Annotated in this window: 17 protein-coding genes; 16 read left to right on the plus strand and 1 reads right to left on the minus strand. The window is 36.7% G+C overall.

Annotated elements, in window-relative coordinates; genetic code table 11:
- The first annotated feature begins 365 nt into the window (after positions 1 to 365).
- A complete protein-coding gene (locus QUD79_RS07630; RefSeq protein ID WP_184426444.1) occupies positions 366 to 1,127 on the plus strand; it encodes a substrate-binding periplasmic protein in 762 nt (253 codons plus the stop codon).
- A gap of 204 nt (positions 1,128 to 1,331) precedes the next feature.
- Here QUD79_RS07630 and dinG read toward each other — a convergent pair whose 3' ends face one another.
- On the minus strand, positions 1,332 to 3,422 hold the full coding sequence (dinG, locus tag QUD79_RS07635) for an ATP-dependent DNA helicase DinG (RefSeq protein WP_184426445.1): 2,091 nt from the start codon (positions 3,420 to 3,422) through the stop codon (positions 1,332 to 1,334).
- 82 nt (positions 3,423 to 3,504) lie between these two features.
- Between dinG and QUD79_RS07640 the strand changes: the two genes are divergently transcribed.
- The 15 genes from QUD79_RS07640 to QUD79_RS07710 all read left to right on the plus strand — a co-directional run bounded on the left by QUD79_RS07640 (position 3,505) and on the right by QUD79_RS07710 (position 22,564).
- Positions 3,505 to 5,952: a DNA polymerase II gene (locus QUD79_RS07640; RefSeq protein WP_184426446.1), complete on the plus strand. Its 2,448-nt coding sequence runs from the start codon at positions 3,505 to 3,507 to the stop codon at positions 5,950 to 5,952.
- A 182-nt stretch (positions 5,953 to 6,134) separates the two neighbouring features.
- Entirely contained in the window at positions 6,135 to 8,153 is a 2,019-nt protein-coding gene (locus tag QUD79_RS07645) for a GGDEF domain-containing protein (protein ID WP_184426447.1), read from the plus strand.
- A gap of 159 nt (positions 8,154 to 8,312) precedes the next feature.
- Positions 8,313 to 9,914, plus strand: coding sequence for a GMC family oxidoreductase (locus QUD79_RS07650; RefSeq protein ID WP_184426448.1), 1,602 nt, complete (start codon positions 8,313 to 8,315; stop codon positions 9,912 to 9,914).
- A 41-nt stretch (positions 9,915 to 9,955) separates the two neighbouring features.
- Positions 9,956 to 10,339 carry a VOC family protein gene (locus QUD79_RS07655; RefSeq protein ID WP_184426450.1) on the plus strand — a complete coding sequence of 128 codons (384 nt, stop codon included), beginning with the start codon at positions 9,956 to 9,958 and terminating at the stop codon, positions 10,337 to 10,339.
- Positions 10,340 to 10,380: 41 nt separating this feature from the next.
- Positions 10,381 to 11,091: a pseudouridine synthase gene (locus QUD79_RS07660; RefSeq protein WP_184426452.1), complete on the plus strand. Its 711-nt coding sequence runs from the start codon at positions 10,381 to 10,383 to the stop codon at positions 11,089 to 11,091.
- 713 nt (positions 11,092 to 11,804) lie between these two features.
- Complete coding sequence (locus QUD79_RS07665) at positions 11,805 to 13,076, plus strand: O-acetylhomoserine aminocarboxypropyltransferase/cysteine synthase family protein (RefSeq protein ID WP_184426454.1); 1,272 nt, start codon at positions 11,805 to 11,807, stop codon at positions 13,074 to 13,076.
- Between the two features lie 78 nt (positions 13,077 to 13,154).
- Positions 13,155 to 13,460, plus strand: a complete 306-nt coding sequence (locus QUD79_RS07670; protein WP_184426456.1) for a monooxygenase — start codon at positions 13,155 to 13,157, stop codon at positions 13,458 to 13,460.
- 83 nt (positions 13,461 to 13,543) lie between these two features.
- Entirely contained in the window at positions 13,544 to 14,401 is an 858-nt protein-coding gene (locus QUD79_RS07675; RefSeq protein ID WP_184426458.1) for a DUF5694 domain-containing protein, read from the plus strand.
- A 254-nt stretch (positions 14,402 to 14,655) separates the two neighbouring features.
- On the plus strand, positions 14,656 to 16,101 hold the full coding sequence (locus QUD79_RS07680; RefSeq protein WP_184426459.1) for a RimK family ATP-grasp domain-containing protein: 1,446 nt from the start codon (positions 14,656 to 14,658) through the stop codon (positions 16,099 to 16,101).
- Positions 16,102 to 16,104: 3 nt separating this feature from the next.
- Positions 16,105 to 17,250 (plus strand): GNAT family N-acetyltransferase/peptidase C39 family protein, encoded by a 1,146-nt coding sequence (locus QUD79_RS07685; protein ID WP_184426461.1) that lies wholly within the window; start codon positions 16,105 to 16,107, stop codon positions 17,248 to 17,250.
- Positions 17,251 to 17,727: 477 nt separating this feature from the next.
- Positions 17,728 to 18,030 carry an IS66 family insertion sequence element accessory protein TnpA gene (gene tnpA, locus QUD79_RS07690; RefSeq protein ID WP_184423956.1) on the plus strand — a complete coding sequence of 101 codons (303 nt, stop codon included), beginning with the start codon at positions 17,728 to 17,730 and terminating at the stop codon, positions 18,028 to 18,030.
- The gene (gene tnpB / locus QUD79_RS07695) at positions 18,027 to 18,377 is read left to right on the plus strand and encodes an IS66 family insertion sequence element accessory protein TnpB (RefSeq protein WP_286287996.1); all 351 of its coding nucleotides are present in this window, start codon (positions 18,027 to 18,029) and stop codon (positions 18,375 to 18,377) included. Before tnpA ends, tnpB begins: the two co-directional genes overlap by 4 nt.
- Positions 18,378 to 18,463: 86 nt before the next feature.
- Positions 18,464 to 19,945 carry an IS66 family transposase gene (gene tnpC, locus QUD79_RS07700; RefSeq protein WP_184426944.1) on the plus strand — a complete coding sequence of 494 codons (1,482 nt, stop codon included), beginning with the start codon at positions 18,464 to 18,466 and terminating at the stop codon, positions 19,943 to 19,945.
- Between the two features lie 309 nt (positions 19,946 to 20,254).
- A complete protein-coding gene (locus QUD79_RS07705) occupies positions 20,255 to 21,775 on the plus strand; it encodes a S10 family peptidase (RefSeq protein WP_184426713.1) in 1,521 nt (506 codons plus the stop codon).
- Positions 21,776 to 22,093: 318 nt separating this feature from the next.
- Complete coding sequence (locus QUD79_RS07710) at positions 22,094 to 22,564, plus strand: META domain-containing protein (protein ID WP_184426711.1); 471 nt, start codon at positions 22,094 to 22,096, stop codon at positions 22,562 to 22,564.
- Positions 22,565 to 22,688: the final 124 nt, after the last annotated feature.

Below are 22,688 nucleotides of genomic sequence, written 5' to 3' on the forward strand. Positions count from 1 at the left end.
TGAGGCGTAGCGAGCAAAGTGAAGTTATTCTACATAAATGAGCTAGACAGTTTCCGCGTCCTGATCACGCTAAGTACCTACTTCCGTGTAAGCAACGAAAAGTAAATCATGTTTAAACCGTATCCGAAGGACAGCGCCCCTTTGGTTTTTCTACCACGTTTTCATATGTTTATGGGGAACAAGCCCATTACATAAGTTCGGCCTTGTATAAACACCAAATAAATCGCTGCAAAAATATTCAGAAAAGATCAACACGCCCTAAATCTTTTGTATTTGTTTTTATTATATCTACTATACTGAGTTAAACATGACAATAGTTGTAAACCGTTTATTTTACTCGTTAATTGTTTATAGTAGGTGAGCAGATGAAAAAGGAATTACACAGCAAGTTAACTTATCTATTACTTGGGGTATTATTTTTAACACCTCAGGCTTATAGTCTTAATTTAGCAAGGGAGGCATTGCCGTATGTAGCACAAACAAAGCAAAATAAATTGATTTTTGGCACTACCAATGGATCTCATACATTACTTTTCAAGCAAGCCGATCTAATTTTAACACACGCTTTTGCACAGTTAGGCTATCAATTTTCATTAGTTAATTTACCCAATAAACGAAATTTATTATGGGCGAACGAGGATAAAATTGACGGAATTGCTTTCAGAGTCGATAACTTTGAAAATATATACGCTAATTTGGTTCGTGTTAATGAAACAATATTTTCTGTTGAACAATGGGTTTATAGCAAAAAAACAATTGATGTAGATGGTTGGGAAAACCTTTACCCTTATACTGTTGCTTATGAACAAGGTACACTATTTATTGAGGAAAATAAGGATTACTTTCAATATTTAATGCAAGTATCTTCAACAGAACAGGCGTTTGAATTAGTTTATAAGGATAGAGCTGATTTTACTATAACCAGTAAGTCAACGGGCGATCTTATCCTTAAACATCATGAGAACTACAAGGGAAAAATTATGCGTCAAAGCCCTGCATTAGTTGAAATACATATGTTCAGCTATTTACATCAAAAACATCAAGCTATCGCAATTAAGCTGGCGGAGGTGCTAAAGGTAATGAAAGAGAATGGAGAGTATAATCAATTAATACAGAGTATAAACTAATTCATTTCAGTTCGAGCCTACAACAGATTTTTGAACATTACTAACCAATGTAAATAAAGTCCGTTAAACTGTCTTCGATTTAAATCATAAATCGATTCAAGAGCTTTTCAAATTTCTTATCGGCATTATCTCTTTTATGGTGCTCCTTCTAGCGAACATAGTATCCTAGATAGCTGTTTTAAATAACAAGTTAAGCATTAATTGTTAGTGCTTTATCACTTTATAAGGCGGTAAGCTGTTTAATAAATCTTTACCGTAGCGTTTTGTTAGTAGGCGTTTGTCCATAATGGTTATCACGCCGGTATCTTTTTCATTACGAAGTAATCGACCTGTTGCTTGCACTAGTTTTTTTGAAGTGTCAGGTACTGATAGCGACATAAATGGGTTACCACCTTTTGCTGTAATGAACTCTGCCTGTGCTTCTTCAACTGGAGAGGTAGGAACAGAAAATGGCAGTTTAGTAATAATTAAATTTGTTAAATATTTACCGGGTAAATCAAGTCCTTCGGAAAAACTTTGTGTACCAAAAATAATACTGGGTTTGTCTTGGTCACACCGTTTTTTGTGTGCTTCAATAATATGCTGTCGAGATTGCTCTCCTTGTACTTGAATCTCCATTTTGTGCTTTTTGCGTAACGACTTTGCCACTTGCTCCATTTGCCAATACGAAGAAAAAAGTACTAAAGTTGATTTATCTTGTGCAATTAATTCAGGTAGCTTTACAATAAGTTCATCAGTAAAATTCGGTGCACTAGGTTCATTATCCATATTAGCGATAATTAACGAAGCATTATTTTTGTAGTCAAAAGGAGAGTCTACCTGTTGGTATTGACTGCCATCGTTTTGAGATAATCCTACTTGTCGTCTAAAGTGATCAAAAGAATTAAGTGCCATAATGGTTGCTGAACAGAGCACGGCACCCTCGCATTTAGACCAAAGCATATCTTCTAAAGCAAAACCAACATCTATGGGAGAGGCTGAAACTATATAGTCTTGTCTTTTCCCTTCTACTTTTTCAATCCACCTTGCTAATGGTGCACCTTTTTCATGATCTGTTTTAGCGTACATCTGCCAAAGTGACTGAAAATTTTCTAAACGTTGTAACATAAACCCAGCTTCAGCTAACAAAGGCTCAGCTAAATACATTTGGGTATCACCGTCTTTGGTAGATTCCATCAACAAATTATAAAGCTTGTTAGTATGTGTAATACACTTTTTGCTTAAGTCGGCTAAATCTTCTGCCCAATGTTTTAATGTTTTTGGAATAATACCATTGTTGAAACGATATATAGCATCGTCACTTTCCTTAATTGAAGCAAAGTAAGCTGGTGCATTATTGTCAAAGAACGTAACTACTTTTTGCATCTCAATAATAGTGTCTTGACAGTCATCACCTAGTTTTAACGCTGGAGAAATTGCCGATTGAGACTTTACAAGAGCAGATATTTTATCACCCGTTTCTTTTAATTTGGTTAGCCATTCTACTGAACCTTTAGCAGCCACATTAGCACTTGAGTGGTCTCTAGTTATTTTAGGTAAGTGGTGGGCTTCATCAATAATGTAAAAAGTATCCTCTGGTGGTGGGAGTATTTTACCACCACCTAGGGCTAAGTCAGCCAATAACAAACTGTGGTTTATGACTAATACATCTGCTTCGTCCATAGTTTCTCGTGCTTTATGAAACGGGCAATGACTATGTTCAGATAAATGTTTTAAACAACTATGTTTGTCGCATTGGATTTGCAGCCAAATGTGATGTGGCACAGGATCAGGCCAAGAGTCAAGATCGCCAAGCCAACTACCATCGGTTAATTTTTTATGCATGGTGTTGAGTGTTCTAACATCAAGTGCACTTGGCTTTTGAGCAAAAGTAAAACCTGCTTGTGGGGTTTCGTCATTTGAAACCGCACAAGACAGTTTTTGCCGACAAACATAACGTTGACGACCTTTTACTAGTGTAAATTTGAAGTTAAGTCCTGAATTTTTCTTTAAAAAAGGAAGATCTTTATCAACCAATTGCTCTTGTAAAGCTACTGTTGCGGTTGAAATACATACCTTTTTATTACGTGATATGGCTAATGGAATAGCGCCCAAACTATAGGCCAGTGATTTACCCGTGCCTGTTCCTGCTTCGATAGTGATTATTTTACGCACACTATCGTATTCACCAGCTAAAGTTTTGGCTATTTCGGCAATTAAAAATGTTTGTTGTTTTCTTGGATTAAAATTAGGTAAATTTTCACCAATAGCTTTATAAGACGAACGAATGGCTGTTTTTATTTTATCACTTAACATTAGCTAATGGTTTCCATTAAAGACGCTATCAATTACACTACTGGTTATATTAACAGCTTTTTAGTAAAGAGCAGAATTATTAATGCAAATTTCTGCAGATAAAACTTCTTTATACACCGGTGTAGGCATTTTATTAACTCGACAGGTTATTGATACACCTGGCGGTACTTTAGTGTATTTGTGGATTAAAACTACAACCGGACCTGTTAAGTTAGAAATTAGTGGTGAAAAGCCTGTTTTTTTTATTGAACAAAACAACAGTGAGCAAGCACAGCACTTAATTACCCGTTCAAAGTTACTTCAAACCCAGATTAAACCATTAGCGTTAAAAACATTTACTCAACAAAATGTTGTAGGCGTGTACTTTAATAAACTACGTGACTTTTATTTAATCAGAGATTTGTTTAAGCAACATAATATAAAATGTTATGAAGATGATTTAAGGCCTGACGATCGCTTTTTAATGGAGCGCTTTATTACTGGCCAAGTTTCATTTATTGGGAAGGCTATTGCTAAAAAAACTGAAACTGATCAACGGCTCACATTAAATACAAGTAACTACCAATATTATCAGGATGTTAAGTGTAAACGTTGTGATGAGCCAACGCTTCTTTCAACAGATTTACTCAATAGTGTCTCTCTTGATATTGAATGTTCAATGGAAGGGGAGCTTTACTCTATCGGGTTATACAGTAAATTAATGCAAACGGTATTAATGATTGGTGAACCTAAAGCCTTAACTGAAGACATCAACTTTGATCTTGTTTGGGTGCCTAATGAAAAAGCATTATTACACGCGCTAAACCAATGGATGAATAGATACGATCCAGACATTATCATTGGTTGGAATGTCATTAACTTTGACTTTTTGTTATTAAAAAAACGATTCGACCACCATAACATTACTTTTACTATAGGGCGAGATGGGTCTAAACCCCGGTGGCGTAAGCATGCTAACAGTGAACAAAACTTTATCGACATAGCAGGCCGTGTAGTAATAGATGGCATAGATATGCTCAGAAGCGCTACTTATAGCTTCCCTAGTTTTTCACTTGATTACGTGGCAAATACATTGTTAGGAATTGGCAAAAAAGTTGATGATGTTGACAACCGTGTTGCAGAAATTACTGATAATTTCAAACACAATAAGCTCGCTTTAGCAAAATATAATCTTGAAGATTGCCGTTTAGTTAGCTTGATTTTTGATAAAACCTTACTCTTAGATTTTGCCATATTAAGAGCCCATTTAACTGGGCTAGCGCTTGACCGTATAGGTGGGTCAGTTGCTGCATTCACCAACTTATATTTGCCCAAACTCCATCGAAGTGGCTATGTTGCACCGAATATGGGAGATGGTTTACAAGGGTTAGTTTCCCCAGGTGGTTATGTAATGGACTCTGTACCTGGCTTATATCGAAATGTACTTGTACTGGACTTTAAAAGCTTGTACCCGAGTATTATTCGTACTTTTAAAATCGATCCTATGGGGATGATTGAAGGGCTAAAAACGCCAGAAAGTAGCATCGAAGGCTTTGACGGTGCATACTTTTCACGTGATAAGCACTTTCTTCCTGACATTATTAAAAGTTTGTGGTCAGAGCGTGACAAAGCAAAAAAAGATAAAAACAGTGCCTTATCCCAAGCGATAAAAATTATTATGAATTCCTTTTATGGTGTTTTAGGGTCTACGGGTTGCCGATTTTTTGATCCGCGTTTGTCAGGCTCAATTACTAAACGTAGCCATGAAATATTAAAAACAACCAAAAAATGGATAGAGCAAGAAGGCTATCAAGTCATTTATGGTGATACAGATTCCATTTTTATTCACGTAGGTGAAGATAAAAGTAGTAAAGAAAGTCAACGGCTAGGTAAAATATTAGCGAAACTGATAAACAACAATCTAATAAATGAATTAAATGAGCGCTTTAATGTAACAAGTGAGTTAGAAATAGAGTTTGAAACATACTTTAGCCAATTCTTCATGCCAACAATTAGAGGGTTGGAAATAGGAAGTAAAAAACGCTATGCAGGCCTAGTTGAAAAAGCAGGAAAACAACAATTAATTTTTAAAGGTTTAGAAAGTGTACGTACCGACTGGACCGAGCTAGCAAAAGAATTTCAACGCACGTTATACCTAAAAGTATTTAACCAAGAATGTGTGGTTTCCTTTATTAAACAAACGGTTGAAAAAACTTATGCAGGAGAATTTGACGATAAACTGCTGTACCGCAAACGTATTCGTCGCAAACTTAACCATTATGTTAAAAACATACCACCTCATATAAAAGCCGCACGTTTGGCAGATAAGTTTAACAAAGAGAATAACAAACCATTGAAATTTCAAAATAAAGGTTGGATAGAATATTACTTAACCACTTCAGGCCCTCAAGCTAAAGGCTACGTTAATGCTCCATTAGACTATCAACTTTATGTAGAGCGGCAACTTTCCTCAGTTGCCGACGCTATACTGCCATTTATTGGTACTAGCTTTAATGAAATAACAGATGCACAAATGAATTTATTTAATTAAGGAACTCTCTGTTTTTATGTTGCTATTTATTCATAAAATGATAATTCTTAGCTTTTTAATATTTTTCTTGCTACCTTTAACTTTATCCAAGATTTTATATACTTAACGGCAGTTTCTACTGAAATTAACTGTAGAATGTATAAAATTGAAAGTGTTGAATTGCATTAAAACTAGGTGGGTTTATGATTTTATTACAATGGAACGGTGTGCAATTTAAGTCATTAAGCAATTTTATTGCGTTGGTTTTCTGCGTTTTTGTATCAACTCAGTTGTTCGCTAGTGAAGTGGTAACAACAAATATTACTGAGGTACCAGTTACGTTGCCGCAAGTATATGAAACTTATAGCTATGAAGAGAAAGTTGATTGGTTAAAACAAGCAATTGATAATAGTAAGAGTCGCGATAACATATACCGTTTAACGACAGAGCTTGTTTTTCAATACGACTTAAATAATGAAACAGAATTAATTCGCTCGACTTGTCAGTCACTCCCTCCTGAGAGTAAAGACCTAGATTACCGCTTATTATGTGTAACTGCGCATGTAGATAATGATGAAACTAAGCTAAAAACGCTTGTTGTACTGCAAAAAGATGCGCTCGAAGCTGACAATATTAGAGTTGCAGCAGAATCATCTAGTACCATCGCATGGATCTATTCAAGTTTTGGCGAAATAGAGCAAGCTTTTCGAAATTATGAAATTGCTTTACCGTTAGCAGAGTACGCGAACATATATTTGTTTAATGATGTAACACTTAACTTGGCCACTCTTTATATTGTACATGGTGATAGTGAATATGTAGAAAAAGGGATAAGTTTAATGCTTGATGCAATTGAACGTGTCAACAATTTACTCCTAGATGATCCAAGTGCTTCAAGGTATGTAGAGAATACACTCGCAAGAATTCATTTTAACCTAGGTATTGCCAATACCTTTCATCGAACAAACTATCCACAAGCATTACATTATTTTGGGCTTATTGATCCCGAACTTACAGAGCTAAGACAATCTGTTTTAGTGTTTTCAAGTTTAGCTTATGCAGAGCTTAATAATTTTGAAGAATCTAAAGCGCTATTAGCTCAATCTTTTCAAGTACCTAGCAGCCAAACGTTTAACTCGGATTATTTGAAATGTTATCAAGAGGTTATCAAAGTTAAACTTGATGATTCTACTGAAATTGAGCAATGTCACTTACTCAGTGAGTCAACATCAGTTGAGGTGCAACAAGACCTTTTAAAACGCATGATTGATGCCGAACATGCCGAGCTTAGTTTAATAGGCCTACAGAAGCTTTACTCATTATACATAAATAGCCTATTACCACTACTCAAACAAAATTCAGGTAAATCAGCATCGCGCACTGAGTTAACCCGCCTTCAGCAGGAGTCTCGTTTAAAGGGCGAACTAATTAATAAAGAAAAAGCACTTACAGCTGCAGAGCAGGAAAAACTAGCAAGCCAATCTAACCTGACGATAGCAATAATTGCTGTTTTTATTCTTCTTTTACTTATGGTTGTATTGCAGTTAAGACAAAAACAGAAATTGGCAGATCAGTTCGCCCAAATGAGCTTATTTGATAAACTAACAGGTCTTAATAATAGGCATTATTTCGAACAAAATATAAAGCGGGAGATGAGATTTGTTAAACGGGCTATAGAAGGTGACAGATACACGCCAATTGCAATCTACCTGTTTGATATTGATCATTTTAAAAATGTTAATGACACCTACGGGCATGATGTGGGTGATGAGGTATTAATTGAGTTTGCGCGAAGAATTAATGAGGCTATTAGGGACTCTGATATGTTCATACGCTGGGGTGGAGAGGAGTTTCTATTGGTTGCAAGACTGTTTGAATTAGATGATTATTACGCAATTGCCGAGCGAGTAAGGGGGGCTATTAGCGACACAGAATTTGAGCTTGAAAATATGCTGAAACTCAAAGTGAGTTGTACTATTGGTAGTGTCATATTCCCGAGTTCACCTGAAGATGATCTCACTAGGCCTTGGGACCAATTAGTAAAACTAGCAGATAATGCGCTTTATATGGGCAAAAGACAGCAACGTGATTGCTGGGTTTGTGTAGATAAAGTCATAGCTGAGGAGAATTTTAGCTTAGTGCTATCGCAGGATTTGGAAGATTCCATCAAAGATAATTTAGTGGAAGTAACTCACTCAATTAAAGAGTTTGACCGCTCATAATGAAAAATGCAGGTAGGGAGCGTCTTGTTCCCTACCTTTGCATTAACAACGTCATGTCATTGTCTAATTTAAAAGACTTAAATAAGTACAACAAATATCGTAAAGTTACACAGCTATACTTTGTCTTTTTAATATCACTTAACCAATCGAGTTATCATAATGTACGACTTTATTATTATTGGTGCTGGCTCAGCAGGATGTGTGTTAGCTAATCGTTTAAGCGCTAATCCTGACCATAGTGTGTGTTTAATAGAAGCTGGCGGGAGTGATAAAAATTATCTGGTTCGTAACACTAACCCGTTAAACATGCTGATGTTAATGAAAAGTCGGCAGTATAATTGGGGATATAAATGCCAACCAGAGAGCAGAACAGGTAATCGACAATTTTTTTGGCCTAGAGGTAAAGTACTAGGTGGCAGTAGTTCTATTAATGCAATGATTTATACCAGAGGACATCCGTGGGACTTTGATCACTGGGCGCAAATTGGTAATCAAGGTTGGAGCTACAAAGATGTATTACCTTGGTTTAAGAAATCGCAACGATGGTCGCGAGGTGCAAACTACTATCATGATAATCAAGGGACTATGGATGTAGTTGATACAAATTTTCACTTTCCAACCAGCAAAGCATTTGTAAATGCCTGTGACGAAGCCGGCTTTCGCATAAGTAACGACTTTAACGGCGCACAACAAGAGGGGTGTGGTTTTTTTCAGGTAACCCAAACACCGAGTGGACATCGTGCAAACTCAGCGTACTCCTTTTTAGATGATGTACTTGAACGAAAAAATTTAACCGTGCTAAGTAATGCTCATGTTACTAAAGTAATTTTTAATGGTAAACGAGCGACGGGCGTAGAAATTAGCAGAGGCGCAAATAAAGGTAAGTTTGAGCAAATTCTAGCAAGTAAAGAGGTGATTTTAAGCGCAGGAGTTATTAACACTCCTCAAATATTAAAGCTCTCTGGTATAGGTTCTGCTAGTGAGTTAGCACACCATAATATTCCGTTAATACATGAGCTATTGGGTGTTGGTGAAAATTTACAAGACCACCCAGATGTAATTGTTCGTTTTTTGAGTAAAGCAGGTGGTGCTTTAACCACTTCGTTCTCGTTGGACACATTGCAATTTTTTAAAAAGGTTCTGTTTAGCAAAGATTTTATTTATACACCCACTGATGCTGGTGGTTTTATAAAGTCGAGTCCAGACGAACCTATACCAGATTTACAATTGCAATTTGGTGCAGTACGTATGCAACCACATGGTGAAGGTTTATTTACCTCAATGAAAAGTGGCTATGTACTTCATGTTTGTCATTTACGACCCGAAAGCAGAGGTAAAGTAAAACTAGCAAGTAAGGATCCCTTTGTTGCGCCAATCATTGAAGCAAATTATTTCGAAAAAGAAAAGGAACTTAATGCGTTAGTTAAAGGTGTTAAGCTATGTAGAAATATTCTTAATCAGCCAGCTCTGGCAAAGTTTAATGGTGGGGAAGAACTACCAGGTATTGATGTACAAACAGATGAGCAAATAAAAAACTGGATAAAACATCATGTAGAAACTGTTTACCATACAGCGGGCAGTTGCAAAATGGGCAACGATAAAATGGCTGTCGTAAACACTGATCTTCAGGTCCATGGAGTTACCGGTTTGCGAGTTATTGATGCGTCAATAATGCCAACAATCACCGGTAGCAATATTCATGCGCCGACGGTCATGATAGCTGAAAAAGGTGCTGATAAAATATTACAGCTATGGCGCTAAATATACTTTATGGCCATTTTAATTGAATATTAGGGAATTGTATGAATCTTAACCAAGTTACTTTACCTGTAGACAACATGAATAAGGCAACACGCTTTTATTTGGCGCTTGGCTTTACTCAAATTGTAGATACAGAGCACTATGCAAGGTTTCAGTGTCCTGTTGGTAATGCCACCTTTTCATTACTGCTAGAAACAGCGCCATTTACCAATGGTGCTGTTATATATTTTGAACATGAAGCATTAGATGACTGGGTAAATAAGTTAAAATCACGAGGAATTAAATTTGTACAAGAGCCAACCGAACAACGTTATCTTTGGCGAGAAGCCGTGCTATTTGATCCGTCAGGCAATAAAGTTAAACTTTATTGGGCTGGTGAAAATAGGATCAACCCACCATGGCGTGTAACTAAGCAGCTTTTATAAATAGTCTGTTAGCCAAATTAATGAGTTCAAATAGGTGAAGCATGTCAATTAATCGATCACGACTTGATCGTTATATTAGTGAAAAACTTAATATTAGTCGACGTGATGTACGTTTACTAGTGGCGCAAAAGCGTATTGTAGTTGACGGTAAAACTACAGACGATATTAGTTTAATTATCAATAAATTTTCTCATATCGAATTTGATAGTAAAGTTCTACAAGCAAATAAAGCGAGCTATATAATGCTTTATAAACCAGTAGGAGTAGTAAGCGCAACAAAAGACGAGCAACATAAAACGGTTATTGACTTACTTACTTTCCCTGAAAAATCAAGCTTACACATTGTTGGACGTTTAGATTTGAATACTTCTGGATTAGTATTGTTAACTAATGATAGTCGGTGGTCTGAACGATTAACAAAGCCAGAAAATAAAGTTAAAAAAAGGTATATCGTTACCTTAAAAAATCCATTAACACCAGATTATATAGCAGCATTTGAACAAGGTATGTATTTTGCTTTTGAAAATGTTACGACTCGACCAGCAACCCTAGCAATTTTATCTGACTATGTAGCGCAAGTTGACTTAGTGGAAGGGCGGTATCATCAAATTAAACGGATGTTCGGGCGCTTTCGCAATCCCGTTGTTAATTTACATCGTCAATCAATTGGTAAATTGGCGCTAGATAATAAAATTAAAGTCGGAGAAAGCCGGTATTTAACGCCGTTAGAGATTGAGCAGATAGACACTTAAAGCCAAACCACCTTAAGAGGCGAGTTTCAGTTGGCATTAAAAGTGATTGAGACAAGGCATTGATTGCAAGTAATAGTGTGTCTATTATTAAAATGAATAAGGTAGTATAGATCGATTTAAACCAATCTTTTAGGCGCTTCACAGTCACTTACTCTCATCGTTGTTTCTTCTTAAAAAGGACTGCCATTCTTGCAAATTAACGCCTTGATATTAAGTAACCTGAACTCGGGTTAAGCAAAGTTACTCAGTAAGCTATTTTTGAGCCTATCTACGTTGAATTTGTTGCCAATAGCCCGCTATTGGATCAATAAATTCGCCTTGATATTCACAAAACTATCAATACTGAGAAATAAAGGTTAACTGTTTTAAACAGTGAATAAAATAATGTTTTATGTGAGAAAATCAACATTCATTAACCCGAGTTCAGGTTAAGTACCTATGACACGCTGAATTCTGCATCTTGAGGTGGCTTGGGTATAAACTTACCAATCCCCATTTCTCAGTCAACTATTAATCTAAAAACGGTTAAAAAGTAATAAACTTATTGTAATTGGCGTTTTGGATGGCTAGACTGCTAAATAATTCATTACACATTATGGACAACGATTTAAGCTTAGATAGGATTAGTTGGTCGAAAAAACCAGCTTTTACCTTGCGTATCCTTTTCTGGCATATACCAATAGAACAACAATTATTATTAGGAGTTAAATAGCATGAGATTAGAGTCAATTGCCTTACATGAAGGTTATAAATCAGAAGAAACAACAAAATCTGCTGCCGTACCAATTTATCAGACAACATCTTACACCTTTGATAATACTCAACACGGCGCAGATTTATTTGACCTTAAAGTACCAGGTAATATTTATACCCGTATTATGAATCCAACTACTGATGTATTAGAAAAGCGCATGGCGGCTATGGAGGGTGGTATTGGTGCATTATGCGTAGCTTCTGGAATGGCTGCTATTACTTATGCTATACAATGCCTCTGTGAGGTTGGTGATAATATTGTAAGTACAAGCGAACTCTATGGCGGCACCTACAACTTCTTTGCACACACCTTACCAAGACAAGGTGTTGAAGCACGTATGGTTTCGTATAATGATTATCAAGGCTTTGAAAATGCGATTGACGAAAATACAAAAGCAGTATTTTGTGAATCTATTGGTAACCCTGCTGGTAATGTTGTTGATATAACTAGACTAGCGGAAATTGCCCATAAACATGGTGTACCATTAATTGTCGATAATACGGTTGCAACCCCTTATTTATGCAGACCTTTTGAGCTAGGCGCAGATATTGTAGTGCACTCTCTAACTAAATATATTGGTGGCCACGGCACTTCAATTGGTGGTGTTATTATTGACTCAGGAAAGTTTGACTGGGTTGCGAATAAACAGCGCTTTCCAATGTTAAATGAGCCAGATCCTTCATACCATAACGTAGTTTACACTGAAGCATTGGGGCCTGCAGCATATATTGGCCGTTGTCGTGTAGTGCCTTTGAGGAATACTGGCGCAGCGTTATCACCTATGAATGCTTTTCAGATTTTACAAGGTCTTGAAACACTAGGTTTACGTATGGATCGGCATTGTGAAAACGCAGAAAAACTTGCCGCATACTTACAGCAACATAGCAAAGTTACATGGGTTAATTATGCAGCATTACCTGATAGCCCTTATTTTGCAAGCGCTGAAAAAATAACTAGCGGTAAAGCTTCAGGCATTATTAGCTTTGGGGTTGAGGGCGGCATTGAAGCATGCGCTAGGTTTATAGACTCACTTGAAATGATCTTACGATTAGTTAATATTGGTGATGCTAAGTCACTTGCATGTCATCCTGCATCAACAACACATCGCCAGTTGAATGACAAAGAACTGGCATCAGCAGGTGTTAGTGCAGACTTGATCAGAATATCGGTTGGTATAGAGCATATTGATGATATTATTGCAGATGTAAGTCAGGCATTAGATAAAGCGTAGTTTTATAACTGCTTAAGCGTTAGATTATAGTCTACTTTATTAAAAGTAGACTTAATTAATAATAATTGGAGTACAATTTTGAAAAAATTACTACAAGTTGATTTTGATTTTTCAGGCCCTTTTGGTGAAGAAATGTCGAATGCTTTGTTAGGTTTAGCTGAATCTATTAATAATGAAGCAGGTGTTATTTGGAAGATTTGGACAGAAAGCGAAAAAGATCAAATAGCCGGTGGTGTTTACTTATTTGAAGATGAAGAAAGCGCAAAAGCCTATTTAGCAATGCATTCTGCTCGCCTAACTGAGATGGGAGTAAAAGGGGTTAGAGGTAAAATATTTGATATTAATATGCCTTTATCGACGATCAACAAAAGCCCTGTCAGTTAATCATGATATGACATCATTTTTATAATTACAGGAAATTACTCGCTCAACTAGGTTGGGTATTGTTTTACTATTGGGTCAACACAATGAAAATGTCCTTTATTCTTTTTATCAGTGCCTTAGTTGTATTTAATGTGAATGCTCAGACTAACAATCCAACCCTCGCCACGCAAAAAAATCAAAAGATTCAAGTACTCAATTTTGGTACATTTCACTTTGGCACAACACCTGATGCAAACAGTACTGAATTTGATGAAGAAGATGAGAAATCTCAAAAAGAAGTAAGAGCGCTCTCAAAAATGCTTGCTACTTTTAAGCCCACTATTATTTGTGTTGAAGCTCTCCCTGAGGAAAATGAACAACTTAATTTGTTGTACCAACAATTTGTAAAAAATCCTGAAAAGTTAATCACTTCTGGTGGTGAAACGAGTATGGTGGCATTTGATGTAGCTCGACTGAATAATATTGAAAAAATTTATGGTATAGACAATAAAATGAATTACAACTACAGCGTGGGTGATTTTTTTGAAAGCAGCCCAGACTATACAAACGCCATAGATTCAGAAACATACCTAGAAATAACCAATACCCCGTTTAAAGATTATCCAGAAATTGCAGCGCTAGATGAACAGTACGAAACCTTGTCATTAATTGATAAATTAAGGCTAATTAATCATCCTGTAAAACTTGATGCGTCGATCAATGCTAATGCAGATAAATTATTATATGTAGGATCAGAAAATAATTTTGAAGGTGCTGATAATGCAGCTGTTTTTTATCATAGAAATATGAAAATTTATTCTAACCTCAATCGTATCAAAATGGATGAAAATGACCGTGTTTTTATTCTAATGGGATCTGCTCATACTGCGTTTTTGAGAGAGTTTATTCAAAGAAGTCCTAAATTTGAAATGGTAGATACCTTAGACTATTTAAAAAAATAATAAACATTGTTTATGTGCAGTAAATAAAGTTTTTATTGCTTTAGTTATTCGTTGATTTAATTGAAGAAAATGTAGTTGTAAAATATTACTAAATAATAATTGCATATTCTAAAAAAGGTGCTAAATTTAGCGCGTTATGCTGCTTCGTCGATTAACACGAACTTAAAATCCGTCCTACATCTACTGAAAATACATCTTTAAAAATTAGCATAACTTGGCAAAACATATGGCTTAATTTTTGAGGGTTACCAACTGTGTATAAAACGCTTATTGTTGTCGATAATGAACAAATTGATCTTGGTGAAGGTCGATCAGACGTTATTAGTTTTGAAAAATATTTACGTGAATATCCTAAATTAAATGAGCCTAAAACGCGCATTATCAATTTATGTGATACAGAACAATATTTAAGTAAAGGCTATTATTGTTCGTTACTTGCAGAAGCACGTAATCATTTTGTATTACCAAGTTTAAAAACTATTAATGGCTTACGCAATATTACTCACGATAGTGATAGTACCGCAGTGTTCTCTCACTTATTGAGTGACTTGGGTACGGTTATTAACAAACAAGTATGGTTTGGAAAAACCGATAATAGAGAATTCGACAAATTATCAGCAAAACTTTTCGCTTTATATCCAGCTCCATTACTTAATTTGAATGTTCAATCGCTAGACGGAAAGCCTAATATAACGATTACTCGCACTTCATTTTCCGAGCTTGATAAACAGCAACAAGAAAGCTTTTTACAACACCTTGATGATTTTAAACAAACCGTGTGGCGTATTAACAACAAACGTAAAAACTTTCGCTGGGATATGGCCATTTTGGTTGATCATGAAGATAAAGTGCCACCAAGTAACAAAGAGGCAATATCGCGCTTTGTAAAAGCTGCGAGCAAGTATGGTATTAACGCAGAGGTTGTAAGTATTGAACAACTTGATGACATAGCACATTACGATGCCTTGTTTATTCGTGAAACTACCGCAATTGATCACCACACTTATCGTCTAGCACGTAAAGCGGAAGACTTAGGTTTGGTCGTTATCGACGATTCAGCTTCTATTTTACGTTGTTGTAATAAAGTGTACTTGCATGACGCGTTTAATTATAAAAAAGTACGTAGCCCCAAAACTCAAGTGGTTAGTGATCAAAGTGCTGAAACCATAGCTTTCTTAGAAGGTATGTTTAATTACCCTGTAGTATTAAAAATGCCTGAGGGATCATTTTCTAATGGTGTATTCAAAGCTAAAGATCGTGCTGAGTTAACAACTAAGCTCGAAGATATGTTTAAAGTAAGTGCATTGGTTTTAGTACAAGAATATTTATATACAGAATTCGATTGGCGCATAGGTGTATTAAATGGGCGTGCTATTTATGCTTGTAAATACTTAATGGCCAGAGATCATTGGCAAATTTATAATCATAAAGCTAAACGATTCTTCTCTGGCGGTTTTGAAACACTTCCAACATTTGAGGTGCCAAAATATGTACTTGATGCAGCGCTTCGCGCAACTAGTGTTGTTGGTTCAGGGCTTTATGGCGTTGATATTAAGGATGTTGATAATAAAGCGTATGTACTAGAGGTGAATGACAATCCAAGTATTGATTATAAAGTTGAAGATGCTTACTTAAAAGATGAGTTATATATGCAAATTATGGCTGAGTTTCATCGTCGCTTGGAAGAGCGTGGACGCTAATTAATGGTAAGTACAACACTGGAATTTAACTACCGCTTTGCATCACTGGCCGATCTTGATGCTCTTGTTGTATTAGAGAATAACTGCTTTGTATACGACAAACTAAGTAAGCGTAGCTTTCGTCATTGGATAAAAGCCAATACAGGTGTTTTATTAGTGGCAGAAACTGTTGCTGAATTAAATAAAGAAGTTGTTGGCTATGGCTTAGTTTGGTGCCATAAAGGTACACGTTTAGCACGTTTATATTCACTTGCAATAAGCCCAAAATGGCGTGGTCAAAATATTGCTAAACAGCTACTGACAAAACTTGAAACTGAAACATTACAACGTAAGCGATATTTTTTACGACTAGAGGTTTCTAAAACCAACGTTAGCGCCATTAGTTTATATGAAAGTTTAGGTTATCGGATTTTTGGAGAGTTTAGTGATTATTATGAAGATCACAGTGATGCTTACCGTATGCAAAAACAATTATTGCGTAAACAGGCATCTGATTTTCAAAATTCTACACAGTGGTATCAACAAACGACAGAATTTACATGTGGCCCTGCATCTTTGATGATGGCAATGAATAGCTTAGATAATCTGTTAGTAATGGAACAACGTTTAGAGCTCGATCTTTGGCGTGAATCAACAACTATTTTTATGACATCGGGTCATGGAGGTTGCCATCCTGTAGGTTTAGCTAATGCTGCAAAGTTGCGAGGCTTTGAAGCTAAAGTGTTTCTTAACCAGCAAACGCCTCTATTTATTGATGGTGTTAGATCTCTGCATAAAAAAAACATTATGGAGCGTGTTCATCAGCAATTTATGGAAAATGCAGATATACAAAAAGTAGGGGTAGAGTTTTGTGATATTGACCAACTTCATTTAACAAGGCTACTTAGCGAAGGTTATGCCATAATCATGCTAATTAGTACTTATCGTTTAGACGGCAAAAAGGCACCACATTGGGTGACAATTACTGGTTTTGATGAGCTTTGTTTCTATGTCAATGATCCTGATTTAGATGAAAAATATCAACTGCCAATTGACTGCCAATACTTACCTATATCTCGTGAGAACTTCGATAAAATGTCGATGTTTGGTTCAGGTAAGCTTCGGACAGCCGTTGCGTTAAAGTTAAGTGAAAGTACTAGGGCGTGTTGATCTTTCGAGTACAAATTTTGTACGAATTAAACATGATTTAATTGAGGCGTAGCGAATAAAGTGTAGTATTCTACATAAATGAGCTAGAACGAAAAATAAATCATGTTTAAACGTATCCGTAAGACAGCGCCTCTTTGGTTTTTCTACGGTGTTTTCACTTAGTTATGGGGAACAACCCCATTACATAAGTTCAGCCTTATATAAACACCAAATAAATCGCTGCAAAAATGTACAGAAAAGTCCAACATGCCCTAATTCGGTTAATTAAATACCTGCGAAGCAATTTAATTAGCCGTCAAAAGTAATCAATCGCTAGAAATAGTCTATTTATCTCTTAAACATGATCTTTAGAATGAGCTAGTGTAGTCTTTAAGTACCTACAGAGTGTGATTATATGTAAGCGTCGGTTAAACCACACCTTTTCAATAATCGCCAAACTAAATAAACTCCTCAATAATTTACTATTGAGGATATATCATGACCCGAAGAACGTTAGATGATTGGACGAAACTTATTGAACAACAAGCCCAAAGTGGCTTATCTATTCTTGCTTTTTGTAGGCAACACCTGATACCTACGTCAAATTTTTATAAATACCGACATAAAATTGAACACCTCAATCAAACATCGGGTTTTGTAAAAGCTAAGGTAGCAACAAAGGTAACAACTCAACCTGCCGATGCAACAATACACATAGTCTTTGGTGACACAAGGTTAACGCTACCTCATCATTGCGAGCCAACATGGTTAGCTGAACTTATTAAAGCGTTACACGCATGAAGATGTTTGTTGATGTGCCAGATGTCTATTTACACCGCCAGTTTGTCGACTTTCGCAAATCCATTAATGGTTTATCGGCTTTGCTCGATAGTGAGCTGCAATTACCCGTGCTCTCTGGGGCTTTGTTTGTGTTTTGTAATAAAGGTCGCGATAAATTAAAAATTTTGTATTGGGATCAGACGGGTTTTGCGCTGTGGTATAAACGCCTTGAGCGAGATAAATTTAAGTGGCCAACAAGGTTAACTGAATCGACCATGGAGCTCACCGAGCAGCAATTACATTGGCTGTTATCTGGCTTTGATGTGGTGGGCCATCAAGCGATGAGCCTCGATAATTTGTCCTTATAACCTGCGATCATAAGCAGCAGTTATCGATCACGAAATAGTCTAGGTAATAACAACAACTTAACCATTTACTCTGGTAAAATAACTGCATGAATACCAAGACTAAACTTCACCAACGTATTGCTCAGTTAGAGCGGTTATTAGCAGAAAAAGACGCACGTTTACTGTTCCTTGAAGAGCAGTTTCGCCTAGCGCAGCAAAAACAATTCGGTAAAAGTGGTGAAGGCTTTGCAGGTCAAGGGGAATTGTTCAACGAGGCGGAAGAAATCGCTGTGCTTGCTGAAACTGAGCAACAAGACATCAGCTATCGCCGTAATAAACCAAAGCGTAAACCCTTACCGAAAGACTTACCACGGGAAGTGGTGGTGCATGATATTAGCGACGCTGAGAAAGTGTGCGTTTGTTGTCATGCTCAATTACATAAAATCGGTGAAGACATCACTGAAAAACTAGACTTCATCCCGGCACAAGTCAAAGTTATTGAACATGTTCGCCCTAAATACGCGTGTCGTGAATGCGAAAAAACAGGCACTAGCAACCCGATTAAACAAGCGTTGATGCCAGTAAGTCCTATCCCTAAAGGCATTGCTACTGCAAGTTTACTGAGTCAACTCATTACCAGTAAATATCAATATGGTTTGCCTCTTTATCGCCAAGAATCATTATTCAAACAATACGGTATCGCGCTCAGTCGCCAAACAATGAGTGATTGGATGCTCAAATCAGCAGCGTTATTTCCCCCGCTCATCAAACGGCTTAAGGAAGAATTACGAAAACAAGCAGTGATACATGCCGATGAGACTACGGTCAATGTCATCAAGTCTGACAAAATAAAAAGTTACATGTGGTTGTATTGCACGGGCACGGATTCCCCCATGCCCACTAGTTCAATCCCAAATATTATCTTATACGATTATCATGATAGCCGTGCAGGTCGCTGCGTGGTTGATTATCTCGACGGCTATTCGGGCTACCTTCAAGTTGATGGTTATCAAGCCTATCATCAAACCCAAGCAACCTTAGTGGGTTGTTGGGCACATGCGCGGCGTAAATTCATTGAAGCCAAACAAGCACAACCCAAAGGAAAAAGTGGTAAAGCTGATGTGGCGCTAAGTTATATTCAAAAATTGTACGGTATTGAATCGCGTTTTAAAAATACAACTCCAGAAGAGACTTACGAGGCTCGCCAAACTCAAGCCAAACCGATACTAGATAAATTACACGGTTGGTTTACTCAACAAAATGTGTTGCCCAAAAACAAATTAGGTGAAGCTATCACGTATCTGAGTAATCAGTGGCCAAAATTGGTGGGTTACCTCGAAGACGGTCGCTTGAGCATCGACAATAATCGTGCAGAGCGGGCAATAAAGTCCTTCGTTATCGGACGTAAAAATTGGTTGTTTAGCCAAACCGCTAACGGTGCCGATGCGAGTGCTGCACTGTATAGTATTATCGAAACCGCTAAAGCTAATGGCTTAGTTCCATTTGATTATGTCAAGCAATGTCTTGAAGAGTTATGTAAACCACACCCTGATATTGACGCAATATTGCCGTGGAACATCAAGCGTTAGTCAGTAGAAAATGATAATGCAGAAATAAAAACGAAAGGTAAAACAGAGGTAATCATCCGTGATCAACACTCCCTGTTTACTTCATCCCTCATAGCAATCCTCGCTACATCACCTCATCCGTAAAGCTTCCCTAAACAAGCATCCAGCTTGCTGTTGTTACCAACTTTTTAAGTCTAGAATAAGGATGAAATATTGCAAATAATGCTGAATAAAAAATTTAGGTGTGGTTTAACCGACGCTTACGATTATATAATTACACTCGCATTTAAAACACTATAAAGCTTACCCATTACCACTAAGGACATTGTGATGAAGTTTAGTCATTATATAAAACTGTTTAGCCTTTTATTGTTGCTATCAACTTCTGTACATGCAGAATTTGAACGCAAAATAGCTATTGATGAAAGTATTACCACAAGTCACAGTACTTCTGTGAAAGGTAAGAAATTCGATTACACTGCAACTACAGGTACTCAGCCTGTATGGGATGAAGAAGGTAATCCAACAGCAACCCTTTTTTATACCTATTACCAGCGTTCAAAAGTAAAAGACAGAGCTGCTCGCCCATTACTTATTTCATTTAATGGTGGACCAGGCTCAGCATCGGTTTGGATGCATATTGCCTATACTGGTCCTAAAGTACTTAACGTCGACAGCGAAGGTTATCCGTTACAGCCTTACGGTGTTAAACCCAATGATTACTCAATTTTAGATACAGCGGATATTGTTTTTGTTAACCCTGTAAATACCGGATATTCTCGAGTGTTACCGAACAAAGAAGGTAAAATGCCTTCAAAGGCTGAACAAAAAAGTATGTTCTTTGGCGTAAATGCAGATATAAAATATTTGGCTGATTGGGTGAACACTTTTGTTACTCGTAATAATCGCTGGCAATCCCCCAAATATCTTATTGGTGAAAGCTATGGCACCACACGCGTTGCTGGTTTAGCACTTGAATTACAAGCTCGCCAATGGATGTACCTTAATGGCGTTATTTTAGTTTCGCCCACAGAAATAGGCATTAAACGTGAAGGCCCTGTGGAAGCTGCAAATCGCTTACCTTACTTTGCAGCAACAGCTTGGTATCATAAAGCGTTAGCTGAAGACCTACAAAACCGTGATCTGTTAGAAATACTACCAGAGATAGAAAAATTTACCGTAGAAAAATATTTACCCGCACTCGCAAAGGGTGGGTTTATTGAAGCCCAAGAAAAGCAAAACATTGCAAAGCAGGTATCACGCTATTCTGGTTTGTCAGTACAAGAAGTATTACGTAATAATTTAGATATTGAAGCGTCATATTTCTGGAAAGAAATTCTTCGTGATCGTGAACAAACTGTTGGCCGTTTAGATTCAAGATATTTAGGTATTGACGAGAAAGTAACCGGTAGCAGACCAGACTATAATGCTGAGTTAACGTCTTGGTTACACAGCTTTACCCCAGCAATTAATTACTATTTGCGTGAAGAGCTTAATTATAAAACTGATATAAAATACAATATGTTTGGTAATGTTCATCCGTGGGATAGATCGAATAATAGAACCGGAGAAAACTTACGCTTAGCCATGGCACAAAATCCCTATTTAAACGTAATGGTTCAATCGGGTTATTATGATGGCGCAACCAATTATTTTGATGCTAAATACACATTATGGCAGCTAGACCCCAGTGGTAAAATGAAAGATAGATTGTCATTTAAAGGTTACAAAAGTGGTCATATGATGTATTTACGTTATGAAGATCTTAAAGCGTCTAACCAAGATATTCGTGAGTTTATGCAAGCAACTTTACCTGATAAAGGTACACCCGCAAAATATCACTCAAAATAGATTCACATCTTCTGCAATAAAGGTTGTTGGTCTAGTTTAATAAGAGACTAGCAACCTTAATATACTCATATTGCGTGTTTTATTATTTACTGCATTTTCGCTTCTTTATGAGGAGTGACTCTATTACTTCCGCCGAGCCTTTTACAATATTGAATGCTCAGCTGAAATAAGATCAACACGCCCTAGTAATTACGACATTAAAAATACTGCCCAAATTAGAATGAGTATAGCGATCAGCGATATTGATCAAACTAAAAGCTCGCGTACTTGCTCAATTCCTGCTTAAATTACACAATTAGACTATTGTAGGAGAACACTTTGAATAAACTTATTTTTGCTGGCCTTATTTCTTTATCTGCCTTATTAGCTGGTTGCCAATCGAACATAAACACACAAGACATTGAGCAGGAAACTATTAATACGGCTACACTCACCTCAGCTTACTGGAAACTTACACAACTTAATGGTAATGCTGTAACTATGCAGCAAAATCAAGACCAAGAACGACACATGATTATGAACGCGGACGATAATCGTCTATCTGGTTTTTCTGGTTGTAATAGTTTTTTTGGTGAGTTTGAAGCAGAAGAACTACTTAAAGGGGAAGGGGAATTAAAGTTTGTTGGTGTTGCATCAACCAAAAGAGCTTGCCCTGATAGTAACATTAACGAACAAACGTACTTTAATGTATTAAGAGATACTGCTTTTTATCAAATTAATACAAACTCATTAACACTACTTAACAAACATAAAAAAGTAATAGCGCTGTTTAATGCGGTGTATTTGTAAATACTGACCTTGTCTTTTATAAACGTGACTTAAATTTGCACATGGATGTGTAAGGTTTAATTAATGTTTATTCTCTGGTTACTACTTAACCTGAGTTCGGGATAAGCTAAGTACACCAAAGCTA

This window comes from Thalassotalea piscium (genome assembly GCF_030295935.1).
Taxonomy (GTDB): Bacteria; Pseudomonadota; Gammaproteobacteria; order Enterobacterales; family Alteromonadaceae; genus Thalassotalea_B; species Thalassotalea_B piscium.